Source organism: Staphylococcus sp. HMSC056G08, from assembly GCF_001812305.1.
Lineage (GTDB): Bacteria > Bacillota > Bacilli > Staphylococcales > Staphylococcaceae > Staphylococcus > Staphylococcus simulans.
Window position 1 is genome coordinate 5,878 of the sequence record NZ_KV808465.1, and the last position, 13,936, is coordinate 19,813.

15 protein-coding genes are annotated in these 13,936 nt (G+C 33.1%); 9 read left to right on the plus strand and 6 right to left on the minus strand.

Translation table 11 applies throughout. The annotated features are described in order from the left end of the window. Window positions 1-898 precede the first annotated feature (898 nt). The gene (locus HMPREF2846_RS06360; RefSeq protein ID WP_070626197.1) at window positions 899-1,924 is read right to left on the minus strand and encodes a threonine aldolase family protein; all 1,026 of its coding nucleotides are present in this window, start codon (window positions 1,922-1,924) and stop codon (window positions 899-901) included. A gap of 389 nt (window positions 1,925-2,313) precedes the next feature. Beyond that, the gene (locus HMPREF2846_RS06365) at window positions 2,314-3,609 is read right to left on the minus strand and encodes an aminotransferase class I/II-fold pyridoxal phosphate-dependent enzyme (protein ID WP_070626199.1); all 1,296 of its coding nucleotides are present in this window, start codon (window positions 3,607-3,609) and stop codon (window positions 2,314-2,316) included. A 192-nt stretch (window positions 3,610-3,801) separates the two neighbouring features. On the opposite strand from HMPREF2846_RS06365, the gene HMPREF2846_RS06370 reads away from it, so the two are divergent. From HMPREF2846_RS06370 to HMPREF2846_RS06395, 6 genes are all read left to right on the plus strand, one after another. Then, window positions 3,802-3,993 carry an SE1626 family protein gene (locus HMPREF2846_RS06370; RefSeq protein WP_002481712.1) on the plus strand — a complete coding sequence of 64 codons (192 nt, stop codon included), beginning with the start codon at window positions 3,802-3,804 and terminating at the stop codon, window positions 3,991-3,993. 164 nt (window positions 3,994-4,157) lie between these two features. Further along, window positions 4,158-4,538, plus strand: coding sequence for a PSM export ABC transporter transcriptional regulator PmtR (locus tag HMPREF2846_RS06375; RefSeq protein ID WP_070626200.1), 381 nt, complete (start codon window positions 4,158-4,160; stop codon window positions 4,536-4,538). Next, window positions 4,535-5,425 carry a phenol-soluble modulin export ABC transporter ATP-binding protein PmtA gene (locus HMPREF2846_RS06380; protein WP_070626204.1) on the plus strand — a complete coding sequence of 297 codons (891 nt, stop codon included), beginning with the start codon at window positions 4,535-4,537 and terminating at the stop codon, window positions 5,423-5,425. Before HMPREF2846_RS06375 ends, HMPREF2846_RS06380 begins: the two co-directional genes overlap by 4 nt. Continuing rightward, window positions 5,422-6,102 (plus strand): phenol-soluble modulin export ABC transporter permease subunit PmtB, encoded by a 681-nt coding sequence (locus HMPREF2846_RS06385; RefSeq protein WP_070626206.1) that lies wholly within the window; start codon window positions 5,422-5,424, stop codon window positions 6,100-6,102. The genes HMPREF2846_RS06380 and HMPREF2846_RS06385 overlap by 4 nt, the downstream gene beginning before the upstream one ends. A 22-nt stretch (window positions 6,103-6,124) precedes the next feature. Beyond that, window positions 6,125-7,012: a phenol-soluble modulin export ABC transporter ATP-binding protein PmtC gene (locus HMPREF2846_RS06390; protein ID WP_002481708.1), complete on the plus strand. Its 888-nt coding sequence runs from the start codon at window positions 6,125-6,127 to the stop codon at window positions 7,010-7,012. Next, window positions 7,009-7,737 carry a phenol-soluble modulin export ABC transporter permease subunit PmtD gene (locus HMPREF2846_RS06395; RefSeq protein WP_060803977.1) on the plus strand — a complete coding sequence of 243 codons (729 nt, stop codon included), beginning with the start codon at window positions 7,009-7,011 and terminating at the stop codon, window positions 7,735-7,737. The genes HMPREF2846_RS06390 and HMPREF2846_RS06395 overlap by 4 nt, the downstream gene beginning before the upstream one ends. Window positions 7,738-7,787: 50 nt before the next feature. Here the strand turns inward: HMPREF2846_RS06395 and HMPREF2846_RS06400 are convergent, their stop codons facing one another. Then, window positions 7,788-8,351, minus strand: coding sequence for a thioredoxin family protein (locus tag HMPREF2846_RS06400; protein ID WP_023015887.1), 564 nt, complete (start codon window positions 8,349-8,351; stop codon window positions 7,788-7,790). Window positions 8,352-8,572: 221 nt separating this feature from the next. Here HMPREF2846_RS06400 and HMPREF2846_RS06405 point away from each other — a divergent pair, with 221 nt between their 5' ends. The 3 genes from HMPREF2846_RS06405 (at window position 8,573) to HMPREF2846_RS06415 (ending at window position 10,600) form a co-directional block, all read left to right on the plus strand. Next, window positions 8,573-9,058 (plus strand): hypothetical protein, encoded by a 486-nt coding sequence (locus HMPREF2846_RS06405; protein WP_226956295.1) that lies wholly within the window; start codon window positions 8,573-8,575, stop codon window positions 9,056-9,058. Window positions 9,059-9,206: 148 nt separating this feature from the next. Beyond that, window positions 9,207-9,767 (plus strand): HAAS signaling domain-containing protein, encoded by a 561-nt coding sequence (locus tag HMPREF2846_RS06410; protein WP_002481704.1) that lies wholly within the window; start codon window positions 9,207-9,209, stop codon window positions 9,765-9,767. Continuing rightward, the gene (locus tag HMPREF2846_RS06415; RefSeq protein WP_057510881.1) at window positions 9,764-10,600 is read left to right on the plus strand and encodes a DUF4097 family beta strand repeat-containing protein; all 837 of its coding nucleotides are present in this window, start codon (window positions 9,764-9,766) and stop codon (window positions 10,598-10,600) included. The genes HMPREF2846_RS06410 and HMPREF2846_RS06415 overlap by 4 nt, the downstream gene beginning before the upstream one ends. A 77-nt stretch (window positions 10,601-10,677) precedes the next feature. Here the strand turns inward: HMPREF2846_RS06415 and HMPREF2846_RS06420 are convergent, their stop codons facing one another. From HMPREF2846_RS06420 to HMPREF2846_RS06430, 3 genes are all read right to left on the minus strand, one after another. Then, window positions 10,678-11,361 carry an ABC transporter ATP-binding protein gene (locus HMPREF2846_RS06420; RefSeq protein ID WP_070626208.1) on the minus strand — a complete coding sequence of 228 codons (684 nt, stop codon included), beginning with the start codon at window positions 11,359-11,361 and terminating at the stop codon, window positions 10,678-10,680. Between the two features lie 18 nt (window positions 11,362-11,379). Further along, window positions 11,380-12,429: an ABC transporter permease gene (locus HMPREF2846_RS06425; RefSeq protein ID WP_070626210.1), complete on the minus strand. Its 1,050-nt coding sequence runs from the start codon at window positions 12,427-12,429 to the stop codon at window positions 11,380-11,382. A gap of 288 nt (window positions 12,430-12,717) precedes the next feature. Further along, entirely contained in the window at window positions 12,718-13,761 is a 1,044-nt protein-coding gene (locus HMPREF2846_RS06430; RefSeq protein WP_002481700.1) for a C45 family autoproteolytic acyltransferase/hydrolase, read from the minus strand. Window positions 13,762-13,936: the final 175 nt, after the last annotated feature.

The following is a 13,936-nucleotide window of genomic DNA, read 5'->3' on the forward strand; positions in this document are numbered from 1 at the left end:
GCAAAGGGGTTTTTATTATTAAATATTGAAAAGAAGTCATATAACATCAAGTTGCGTATTAAAAAGTAGAATGTTAACTACTTATGCTAAAGCATATAAATAGGTGCTGAGAGAGAGCCTGTGTTGCATTGAGTTTTATATTTGCAGTAGGTTGTACATAAAAAAGCCACTACACCGAAGTGCAGTGACTTCAATATAAGGATTAATTTAGAGAACAAACTGTTGAAAATTCACAACTTAAAGAAGTTTTAATGTACCATTTGGAGGTACACCTTTATTATAACAAATACTTATTTTTAATGATAAGTTCTTGTTATAGTTAATCAGTAGGAGGTTTTGCTGGTAAATCAACAGTTTTAGTGAAAGGTAACTTAATAGGTCGAACAAATAATACGCCTATTGAAAAGTAAATAAAATTTATTATAGTCATTGATATAAATATATGCTATTATACAAAACATGTCACTATCCATTAGTGACTAAAACATACTCCTATTTTGTGCGTTTTCAGTTGTAACACATTTTAGGTTTAACTGTTTTCACATAACATTTTATTCACTTTGAAGTCATCATACTTTGTTTGATGGCTTTTTTGTATAGATCAGGTTTAAATTAATATGAGAACATAGCTACTGGTAGCATGACAACTAAATGTAATGACATAATTATGACATAACAGAATACAAAAACGACTAAAAACAGAGTGTGGAACATTTTAGAATATTGATATAACGGCGTTTTATCTATGTATTATTACACAATTTTATATGTAAAGTATGCCAGGCATGATGTAAGAGATATCATAAATAAAGCAGTTTAATTCATAAACTGCTATCGATAAAAAAGGCGCTTCATTAGTATGTATAGCTAATGAAGCGTCTTTTTTGATAAATTTTACTTAAATATGTGCTTTAAGGTAGGCGATATGTTCTTCACGTGTTGCCCAGCTGGTCGCAAAGCGTACGATTTTATGCGTCTCGTTATACTTCTCCCAACAAGTGAATTTTATATATTCACTCAATCTTTCAATTGTTTCATTGTTCATAATAAAGAATTGCTGATTGGTTGGTGAATCTAAATAGAGTTGGTAGCCTTTTTCAACAAATGCTTGTTTTAATTGCATTGCCATATCCACTGCATGTCGACTGATATCTAAATATAAGTTATTTGTAAATAATTCAGCAAACTGAACACCGATTAAGCGGCTTTTCGCAAGTAAGGCACCGTGTTGTTTAACAATAGATGTAAAGTGTCTCGGCTCATTGTTGCTTGTGAAGACAATAGCTTCACCACATAAAGCTCCGATTTTAGTACCACCTATGTAAAAGACATCTGCATATTTGGCAATATCCTTAATATCTAAATCAGCTTCATCACTGACTAAACCATAACCTAAACGCGCACCATCAATGTATAATGGGATCTCATATGTTTTACACATGTTTGAGATGCTTTCTAATTCTGATTTTGTGTATAAGGTTCCGTATTCAGTAGGATAAGAAATATAAACCATACCTGGATAAACCATATGTTTATAGTTTGAGTCTTCATAGAAGTCATCAATATAATTTTTTACTTGATCAGCAGTGATTTTACCATTGTCAGAAGGTACCGTTAATACTTTATGACCACTGAATTCAATCGCACCGGATTCATGTACACTGATGTGACCAGTGTCCCTGGCAATGACACCTTCGTATTTGTTTAGCATTGCGTTAATTACAACTTGATTCGTTTGTGTTCCACCGACTAGAAAATAAATAGCAGCTTCTGGCATATCGATAGCTTGTCTGATTTTACTGATTGCATCAGCAGTAAATGTATCATTGCCGTATCCAGACTCCTGTACGTAATTAGTTTGAACTAATTTTTCTAAAACTTTTTCATGTGCACCTTCTAGATAGTCATTTTCAAAAGATATCATGGGTCCTTCCTCCAATTCATAGTATTTTTTATAATGCAATTCTAGCTGCAAAGCAAAAGAGGCATAAGTAGTACCAATATTCTGAAAACATTATTTAGAATTCAAGAACTAATGTACCAAAATCACATCTTTTCAAAAGTCTTATACAGTTAGAGAATGTTTTAATAATAATGCGGTTAGTTGATTGTGTCAACTACAAGATAATACTTTTATATTTTAATCTTGCAAAGCTTGGGACTGTTAATACTGTAAAATAGGGGAGTTATATAAATTATAGCGATTTTTTGACAATTCATATTATGGCAGTAAAACAGACGCTTTTTTAAGTAATCATACATAAAAAAACTCTGATGGACTAAGCAGTCAATCAGAGTTTAATTAATTATTTATTATTGTTGTAAGTCAGCGATACCTTTTGCGATAGATTCGAACACATGAGGGATATCGTCTTTTTCGATACAGCTGAAAGCAACACGGATATCAGTTTTGTTCAAAGCAATTGTACCGATAGAATATGCTTCGATTAAGTGTTTACGTAATGTTTCCGCATCAACACCTTTAACTTGAATTGCCATGAAATAACCAGAGTTGAAATCATAAGGTGTCCAGTAAGCTTTGAATTGCTCATCATATACCACTGATTTTGTGACTTCATAACGTTCGCGTAAAGTATCGATGTGACATTGCACATCCGCTTCAAACGCTTCACGATGTTCAGGTTGCAATACATATTGAACTGCACTTTGTGAAGGCATAGGACCGCTTGAGATATTACTACGGATTAAACCTTTAACTTTAGCTTCTAAGACAGCTTTAGTAATTTCATCATTAATACCGAAAGTAATAAAGCCGACACGTAAGCCCCAAGCAAAGAATTCTTTAGTTGCGCCGTCTAATCTCACCGGTAAGATATTTTCTGATTCAAGCTGTGTTAATGCTGAGAATAATGATTGCGTATAAACATCTTCATAGAATAGACCATAATACGCATCATCAACAATTGTAATCACCTTAGTACCGCGATCAGCTAAGTCTTTAATTGCTTTAGCGATAACATCAACTTGATTTGCAGTTGGTGTATAGCCTGTTGGGTTATTTGGGTAATTCAACAATAAGATGACTTTGTCTTGATCATAATTTTCTAAAGCTTCAACAAAACCATCAGTTGTGTAGCGATTTTGTTCATCAAAGATAGAATATGTTTGAATATCAGCACCATGACGCGTATTAAAAATTAATTTATAGTTGCCCCAGTTTTGTACAGGTAATAATAACGTATCACCAGCATTAACGAATAAGTCAGCTAAAATAGATAAGCCATGTGTTAATGCGTTTGTCACGATAGGTCTAGAAATTTGTTTTTGTTCTAGATCAGGATTTTCTTTTAGAATTTTTTCTTCCCATAACGCACGTAATGTTTCTAATCCTTGCGGTGGCGCATAAGGGAAAATTTCATCTGGATCTAGATGTTGGTATAAACCGTAGATTGTATCAGAGTATAATTTTCCATTATCATCTGTCGCCATACCAATTGTTGCGTTATACTTTGTTGCTTTAGCTTCTGCTGATTGAGATAAAATGCCTTTAGGATAAAACATGTGTTTACCTAAGTCAGACAGCATGTCCAATATCACAGGGTTAGATTGTGTAAGTTGCTCATTTAAATCAAGCGCTAATGGATTCATAATAATTCCGCCTCACTTTTTAAAGTCTTCATACATTACTATATTATCTTGAATGAGCTTAAATAGAAAGTAGAGAACGACGATTTTCAGAAAATATGGTCGATTATTCTAAATGTATCCTTAAAAATAGAAAAACTAACCATGAATACCCAATAATTATTTGATATACTGATTATATTTGAGGTGAAAATATTGAAACATTTGACTAAAATTTTTGTGATTATCGCAATTCTAGCGTTTTTAGCTGGTGCTTATTTTCAATTTATTGAAGATGAAGGCGCAAGTATTAAAATGTTTTTAGCGGCCATCATGTTCATGATTTGTGCTTTTATCAGTCGTAATAATGATCGGAAGAAAAGAGAACAGTATAAACGTAAAAAGTAACTGTACAAGTGCATTGTGCAGTTACTTTTTTATTGCTTCTGTGTATATACAATATATACAGGAAAGACTGATATTTGAGTGATTATGTAAAGATTACGTAAAAATCATAGACAAAACTGTTATATATGTGTATACTGTGTATATACAGTTAGGGAGGAAGTTAGATGAAAATACTGCTTATGAATAATAGTGAATATCCGATATATGAACAAATCAAGCAGCAGATTAAAGAAAATATACTCAAAGGTTATATTTCTCCCGGTGATCATCTTCCCTCTATGAGAGAACTTGCGAAAGACTTACGCGTAAGTTTAATTACGACCAAACGTGCTTATGAAGATTTGGAGAAAGATGGGTTTGTGACCACAATCAGGGGAAAGGGTACTTACGTTAAAGAGCAAGACAATGCGATATTGAAAGAAAAGCAATTTATAGTCATCGAAGATTTAACGAAATCATTAGTAAAAGAAGCAAAAACAATCGGTATGCCGCTTGAAGAGTTGAATGAAATCTTAGCATTAATCTATGAGGAGGAAAATGAATGATAGAAAAAGCTATCGATGTACAGTCACTTTCGTATCATCATAAAAACTTCGAGCTTAAAGATATTTCATTTCATGTTCCAAAAGGTTATGTGACAGGTTTCATTGGCGCTAATGGTGCAGGTAAAACAACCATTATTCGTTTATTGATGAACTTGATTCATCGAGAATCTGGATATATTGAAATGCTTGGACATGAAATGCCGAAACAAGAAAGAGAAATCAAAGAACAAATCGGTTTTATTTATTCGGAATTATACTTGAATGAAAAATGGACAATCGAAAAAGTAGAGCGATGTATTGGACCGATGTATCGCAATTGGAATCATGATATTTTTCACCACTACATAGAACGATTTAAACTTCCGCTTAAGAAGAAGATTAAGTCGTTTTCAACAGGAATGAAGATGAAACTTTCCTTTGCGATTGCATTCAGTCATCATGCGAAGTTGTTCATTTTAGATGAACCGACAGCAGGATTAGACCCTATCGCAAGAAATGAAGTACTAGAAATCATCCAAGAAGAACTCATTAATGAAGATGTTTCAGTTTTCTTTTCAACACATATAATTTCAGATATTGAGAAAATCGCAGATCATCTTGTTTATCTTAAAGATGGGCAAATTATCTTCAATGAACCGAAATATGTATTGTTGGATGATTACCAATTAATACGTGGTAGTGTTGAAGACTTGGATGATGAATTAAAAAGTTACATTATCAATTTGAAAATTAAACAAACGGGTTATGTAGGATTAACGAAAGAAGCGGATGCTTTCAAAGAAATCTTTGGTGACCGAGTAGAAATTTCTAAACCGACCATTGAAGAATTGATGGTTAATGTAGAAAAGGGTGGCTTAGATGAAGCAAAGCTTGGTGAAGTGTTATGAAGACATTGCTCAAAAGAAACTTACTATTAAAAAAATATACTTTAATTGTTTATGCATTGATGATTATACTTGCGCCAGTTGTATTGCCATTGATTAAAGGTGATTCGGTATGGAGTGTTATTATTAAAAATATCTTTGCGGCGCTTGTTATGTTTATCATTATTTTTGATAGCGGACAAGTCTTCAGATTGCAATTTAAATTAGGCGGTAATAAAGCTTATTACTTCAATCACAGCTTACCTTTTTCAGCACGTCAGCAGTTAAATACACATTATTTAACAACACTATTGTTAGCATTAGCAGGTGCAATCGTGTTGATTGTGTATAATGACGTGCCGCAAGGTGCAGAGATTAATAGTATTGAACTGATGACGCCTTTGACATTTATCGCAATTAACCTTTTGGGTCACGCACTCGCTTTCCCCAAAAGTTCTGAAGTCAGAAGGGATTTTATTCCTTATTGGGGCTATATCGTTGTTGCGAATATTGTTGTACCGATTTTAATCGCAATTGGTTTCTTGTTGATCGCAGTTTTGACAGAACGTTTTGATATGATGTCAGATAAAATGGTGGAAGTTTATATCAATAGGTTTGTGCTTTGGTCTGGCTTATTATGTATCGCAATTTTTGTGGGAACATATTTTTATCAGCTTAAAAAAATTAATTCAAATCAATAGTTATTTAAAAGGAGGTCTTTTGATGAAACTTGAACATATTACAAAACAATACGGTTCTAACAAGGTATTAGATAATATTGATTTTAAATTTGATCAAAGCCGCATTGTCGGTTTGATTGGGAAAAACGGTGTAGGTAAAACGACATTAATGAAAGTCATGAACGGCAACATTATTAATTACTCAGGAAAGGTAAATTTAGGTCCTGATGAACGCGTCGGTTATTTAATTGAGCACCCTAAACTTTATGATAATAAATCAGGCTTATATAATTTGAAAATCTTTGCGCAAGTCTTAGGTAAAGGCTACGACAAAGCTTATGCACAAAGTATTATTGATGCATTCGGCATGGCGCCTTATATCAAAAAGAAAGTCAAAAAATACTCTATGGGTATGAAACAAAAACTTGCGATTGCAGTGTCATTGATGAATAAACCGAAATATTTAATTTTAGATGAACCGACAAACGGTATGGATCCAGATGGTTCAATTGATGTGCTTGAGACCATTCAGCGATTAGTTAAAGAGTTAGATATGAAAATTTTGATTTCGAGTCATAAATTAGAAGACATTGAATTAATTTGTGACCGTGCAGTGTTCTTAAGAGATGGCCATTTTGTACAAGATGTGGATATGGCGAAAGGGACACCGACAGATGTGACAGTATTGGAATTAGGAAAAGACTTATCAGATGAGAAATTTAAAGAGGTTTTAGATTATTTGACGATTCATTTCAGTATCTTACAAAGTCATAAAGATTCTGGTGAAATTTCATTAAAATCAATCAAAGATTACAAAGAATTATTAAAAGGACTTGCAGGATTAGACGTCTTCCCAGAATACATTGAAACACGTAAACAATCATTACGTGATACGTACTTCAATATTAATCAAAGAGGTGAGAAAAAGTGAATCTATTCCAACTCGTAAAACATGACATTATCAGTATCTTAAGAAGTCCATTAACGTATTTAGCACTTATTTTAACATTACTTCCAATTATCGGGATGACAGCATTGATTAATCAACAAATGCATAAAGTAGATGGAGATATTATTATGGCCATGGGCAGCTGGTTCTTCTCTATAGTTGGATTACTGTTTATGATTAAAACAATCACAAGAGATATCTCTCAAGGTACGATTCAATTATATTTAAACAAAACAAGCAATCGTATAAAGTATTTTATTGCGAAAGTCTTATCTATCGCATTTATCGCGATATTAATCACAGTGCTTTTAGATGTGCTTGTTTTAATTATTCAAGCCGTTACAAAAGGACCTGATGTGAAAGATGAGAAGATGTTGCAGATTTTATGGTTCTACTTTATTTTCTTATTATTCTTTGGTCTGTTGTTATTCTTGGTAGCGTTAATCGTACCAAAACCAGCATTGATTTATGCGTTAGGTATATTCTTAGTCTTGATTGTGCCATTTGCGGAACCATTTCTACCTATGATTCCGAAAATTGGAGATGATATCCAAAAAGCATTGAAATATATTCCGTTCAGTTATTTAACGAACAAAACAACGACAGGGCACTTTAAATTCAGTAATTGGCAATGGTTTATTTCAACGGCTTCGATTGTTGTCTTATTTGTTGCTAATACGCTATACATTACAAAAAAAGATATTTAATCAAAAAAGCCGGAATGCTAGTTCATGTACTCTAGCTTCCGGCAGTTTTATTATGGGTTCAGTAATTTGTTCATGATAGAGTTGTAAACTTCTTTCCAAAGATTTGAATCTGTTTTGAAGCGGTTGCTGATGACAACATGAGCTTGTTGTACGGCTTCATCATAATTTTCATCATCTTTATCTGGAAGTAATTTTTTTCTAGTTTCTTCAACGAAGACTTGTGCAGCTTTTGCGCGTGGGCCCCATACATTTTCTTGTTCGTATTGATCATTTAAGAATACGAAAATTGGAATCGCACGTGCTTTACCATTCGTTAAATATTGATCAATCAAGTCTGTGTCTTGGTCTCTATGAAAGACGCGTACTTCGAGGTCTAACAATTCGCTGATATGTTTTAAGATCGCAATATTCATCATGGCATCCCCGCACCAATCTTCAGAAATTGCGAGTACTTTACGATATGACTTTTGCTTGACTTGTTCGATACGTGAATCATCTTCAGGTACTGTAAAACTTTCATAAATCTTAAGTAGACCTTCTTGATTTTCTTTCATCTCAGAGATATACGTATCTAAATCTTGAGCATTTTGAAAATATGTTTCTAGTTTTGTCATCGATAAAACCCCCTTTGTTAATTGATAATATTATATCAACAAATGATTCAGAATTAAAAGGAAAGGTTGTGAAAATTCTAAAGATTATATAGTGTTGCAAATGTAGTTAATATATTTTGAAGAAAAAGTAATATATAAGTGAAATAGCACCGTGCAATTTCTAAAAATAGTAGTATGATAAATATGTGCGAAAAATACATACGAAAGAGCAGTAAAAAGGAGTGATTCTTTTGAAGTATAAATTAGTCGCAGTACTTATGTTTTCAACGATAAGTGTAATAACTTTATTGATTTCAGGGTATATGAGTAGTACAAAATCAGTTGATTTATCAGAAATGACAATTAACAACATGAAGATGAATCAATCATTTAATCCAAAGGGTTTTAATGAAAATCATAATATTCAAGTCGACCGCTTTGCGTTTTATTACAATGATAAGCATCCTAATTTTGTGGTGAAAGTTGATAAGGCACATCATAAAATTAATGGAATGGTTGTTATTAAGGATAAACAAATTGAAACGAACATGGGCTTTAAAGTAGGGGATGATATCAGCGATGTCATTCAAGCACTAGGCAGCAGTTACCAATTAACAGAAGGTAAGAATGGTTATAAAACGTTGAATTACGTTGATAAAGAAAATCATTTAAAACTTAAAGTCTTATATCAAGATGATGAAATTAAACGAATTGAATATTTCAAATGAGAATTCTAATTAAAGATGGCGTACTTGAAAGGCAATTTAAGCGGCCATCTTTTTACATAAGATAATATTTTCTTTAGGCCAAAGGGGAAACATTTTAAAAGCTTTGCAAGTTAAAGTATAATTCAAGTAGATTTTGGAGGTGGCCATTGTGAATAAAATTACATTTTTAAATGATTTAGAAAGTGAATTAAGATGGTTGCCTAGAGACGAAAAAGATAAAATTATGTATGAATACGAAGATGTGTTCTACGAAGGTGAAAGAGAAGGGCGCTCAGAACACGATATTCTAAATGAAATGGAAAGCCCGAAAAAAATAGCGAAAGAAATTTATGCGCAAAAAGCTATCAAGAATGCTGAATATGCGCCGAACGCACAAAATGTCACCAAAGCTGTTCTCGCTACGTTAGGTCTAGGCATTTTATCTTTAATTATCATATTGATTCCATTATTCTTTGTGGTTATATTTATGATTATATTATTGCTTGCTTCGCTCGTACTTTTATTATCTCCAATCATCTTATTTGTAGCGAATGTGATGAGCGGATTTTCACAATTTGTTTTCAGCGATTTCTTATTTGCCTTTAGTTACACAGGTCTTGGAATTATCTTTATTGTCTTTATCTTCAAATTGGTTGAAGTGATTTATAAATTAATTCTGAAGTATTTACGTTGGAATTTGAAATTGATTAGAGGGAGCATAAGCGCATGAGAAAACTTTTATTAATCGGCATGATCACGTTTGTTGCTTTCTTCTCACTCGGCACTTTAGTCTGGTTTGTTCATGATCAAAGTAATTTGCCAGAGGAGCGTGTTGAAAAGACATTTCATAATAAAGACATTCAAGATATTTCAATCAGCGGCAATCGTGCAGACATCAAAATTGTACAAGGTAAGGAATTGAAGCTTAAATATAAAGGACAACGTCCTATTAATTTCTCAGAACATAATCATATCCTTAAAATTTCTGAAGATAAAAAGGATGAAATAGCGCCTAATATTAATCCATACAAAAGAACGAAACAAGAAATGATTGTCGAGGTACCAAAGAAACAATTAAATGATATTAATATTTCAACAGATATCGGCGCAATTAAATTGGATGGTGTACAAGCTGCGACAACCACAATTTGGAATAACATTTCAGATGTACATATTAAAGATTCCAAGTTGGAAAGTGTAGATATGAAATCAGAGAGCAGTAAGTTGGCATTTGAAAATAGTACGTTAAAAAACGGCAATTTCAAAATTCATTCTGGCGGTATCAGTGGAGATCATTCATTAGTAAAAGAAAGTATTTTTATATTAGGTACGGGTCATATCAATTTCTCAAAGATGGCGAATTCTTGTGATATTAAAGCCTCAACGAAAAGTGGCAATATTACGTTAAGCTATTTACACCCGCCGAAAGATACACTGTTAAGATTAAATCCTGCTGAAGGTAAGAAGTTGGTAAAAAATCCTCACTTTAAAAATGATAAAGTCGGTAAGGGTGAAAATGTTTTAGAATTCTATACGAATAAAGGTAATATCACAATCGAATAATGAACGTTTCAACAAAAAAACGATTTTCATCAAATGTTAGATGAAAATCGTTTTTCTTTGTCTATATTTCTATTCAATTATAATGTGCTGGATTCTGTTTGTTGTTGTGCTAAAATGCCGTCTTCCATTTGGTATACTTTATCGCAGAATTTCATTAAACGTTCATCGTGTGTTACGACAAGACAGGTTTTATTTAATTCCTTGGTTTCTTTCTTTAAGATGTTCATGACTTCCATCGCATTTTCAGTATCTAGTGAAGCGGTAGGTTCATCGGCTAAGATAATAGATGGATTCGTATATAATGCTTTAACAATCGCAACACGTTGTTTCTGGCCGCCAGAAATTTCGCTTGGCAGCTTATTTTGAACTTCACTTAAACCTAATCGTTCTAATAAGTTAGTCAGTGCTTCATCACTTAGCACATCTTTCTTTTGTTTTTTCAACAAGGTAAATTGCTGTTTGACTGTTAAGAAAGGAACCAAGTTTGTGGCTTGCAAGATAAAGCCGATTTCGTTCATACGCGTATGTGCTAATTGCTTTTGAGAAAGATGTGTAATGGCTTGGCCATTCACATAAATTTCACCTTCAGTCGGTGTTTGTAATGCTCCGGCCATCGTCAAGAACGTACTTTTTCCTGATCCAGAGGGGCCGATGATGCCGACGAGTTCGGTCTTATTAAATTGTACTGTCGTTGGTTTAACAGCTTCGATAATTTTATTACCATCTTTAAAACGCTTCGTGACGTCTTTAAACTCTAACATTAGTATTTTCACTCCTTTTTATCCAATGGCTTTTAATGGGTCTACTTTACGGATCGTTAAAATAGAGAACAGACTTCCAATGAGTGATACGACAATCAAGACAAGTCCATAGATGATTAATGTCACAGGATTAAATGCGACAGGCACAGCATTCGGTAAAAAGGCACCTGTGATTAGTGTCAGTGCTAACCCGATTAATGTACCGATTAAAGAAATCATAAAGGTTTGTGCTAAAACGACTTTAGCTAAGTAACCATTTGTGAAACCTTGTGCTTTCAATACACCGAATAAGTTTGTTTTTTGAAGTGTAATGACATATAAGAAAATACCGATGACTGTTGCTGAAATAATAAATAAGAAAGTAATCATAAAGTTAAGTGTCAGATTTTGTGCAGTGTAACCAGGTAAATTTTCAACGAAGTTTTCAATGCTGACTGCTTCTAAATCAGAATTGAGTGATTTATCTTTCCAATCTTTGTCACGAACCACCACAGCATTCGTTTTATCTTTGGTTAATTTCGGGTTGATACTTTGAATTGTATTATAATTACCGAATAATACAGGTGATGCGTTATATTTTGCGCTTTCCGTAAATCCAACAATTTTCAGCTTTTCATCTGATTGGGATAAAGATAATTTATCGCCGATTTTAAAGCCTTTATCTTTTAAAGTTTCATCTGCGATGACCTCATTATCTTTATTAAATTTATGTCCTTCTAGTAATTTAGGAATTAAGAATGATTGTTTGGATACGCCGAATAAGAGGGCATTTTCTTCTTTTTGACCATTAGAAACAATAACGGCAGATTGTTTGAGTAATGCGGATTCTTTAAATGTATTTTTTGTTTTTTTTGTATCGAAGACAGATTGAGCGACAGTTTGATTCGCATCTTTATTTAAGACAATCGCATCTGCATGCCATTTATCTATACCTTCACGGTTCATATTAATTAAACCGCTCGCAAGGCCTGAAAGTAAAAAGAGCAGGTAACTGATCATAATCAGCACACCGATGATTAATCCGAATTTTAATTTATTTCGTTTCATCTCGTTCCAAGCTAAAAACATAGGAGAACTCCTCTCGAGTATTTAATTTTGAATGTTGATTATGATTGAAGACTATCAACTTAATTAATCAATTATAACTTATATAACTCAAATATGAAAAATAAAACAAAATGTATCAAACTTTTTTGCGAATACTTTTAATAAAAGAAGTGGGTTGGGAGTTAATTTAGATTGGGATAAAGAATTTCAAGATATTCTTAAATCAAGTAAAGTCTTGCTTTTTCTAATAGAGCAGATAAAAATAAAAGCGAAAAGACTTTAGCACAGTGTCTTTCCGCTTTTAATCTATTATTCAGATGCGAAGGCAATGTCTGTATCAATTTCGCCATGAAGAGAGGTAATATCTAGTTCGTTGTGGTTAAGCCATTGATTAAAATCAATGCATACAGGTGTTTGATTTTCGCCTAAACTGATCCAAGCTTTCATTGTTTCTGGTTGATACATAGATGTATGAATAGTACCAGACCAGCTGCTGAAGAGCTTACTGTAAATTTCATATTGCGGATCATTAAAAACTTCAAAAGCTTTCATTTTATCCATATGGATATCTGTTTGTTTTAAAGTTTTAGCTAATCGTGCTTTAGATTCTTTGGTGTAGTTACGATTTTCATGCGTCAGCAACTTGAAATGGTTAGTGCACGTACGATCATAACGTACATCTAGACCTCTAGGTGTCACTTCTACAATCGCGTGTTGATTATGTTTATCCATCATAATATAACTGAATGAACTACGATGAGGAATTTCTTTTAATAAACGAATGGCTTCATCTGTATCACGACAAAGTTCTAAAATTAAGCGTCCAATCATATAACAAACAAACCCGTCTTGCGGATGTTTACGATGCATAAAATTATAGCCCATAGCGAGACCCGCAGAATTAAGCCCATCCATTCTGCCTGTGACGCGAGAAGTAGGACCAATTTGGGCTAATCCACCGTCATTTGGTTCATATAATAAATAGCGACCATCATATGTGGCAGGGTGATAGTCATAATTGCGCACTAAATAATTGTCGCCAAGAAAGACTGTACAGCCACTGTCTTTCTTAATAGGTGTAAAGCGATAGTGTGCAAAATTAAAAACAATTTGTCTAATCGGTAATTCAAGCACTTCACGCATACCCATTAATTCTTCCCAAATTTGCGGTGCATATTGTTGGAAAATTGCATGTGTTTCATTAACATCGATATCAAAGCGTGGTAAGCGTTTCTTCCATTCTTTTTCTCTATTTTGCATGAGTTTAGTTGTTTTCATCCACTTGCCTGTTTCAACACCTAAATCATAATGTGATCCTCGAAATGTCATAATATCTGAGTGTACTTTTTGCATTCAAAATAACCCCTTAATGTTTCTCTTGATAATGTTACAAGAATGTAATTATTTATTAATAGACTTGGGAAATCAAACCATATTATAATATATATGTAGAGAAAAAACTGTAAATACGGTTTGTAAATGTCACTTGAAACGAAGATAGATTACGTTTAGAGGTGATTCATATGGT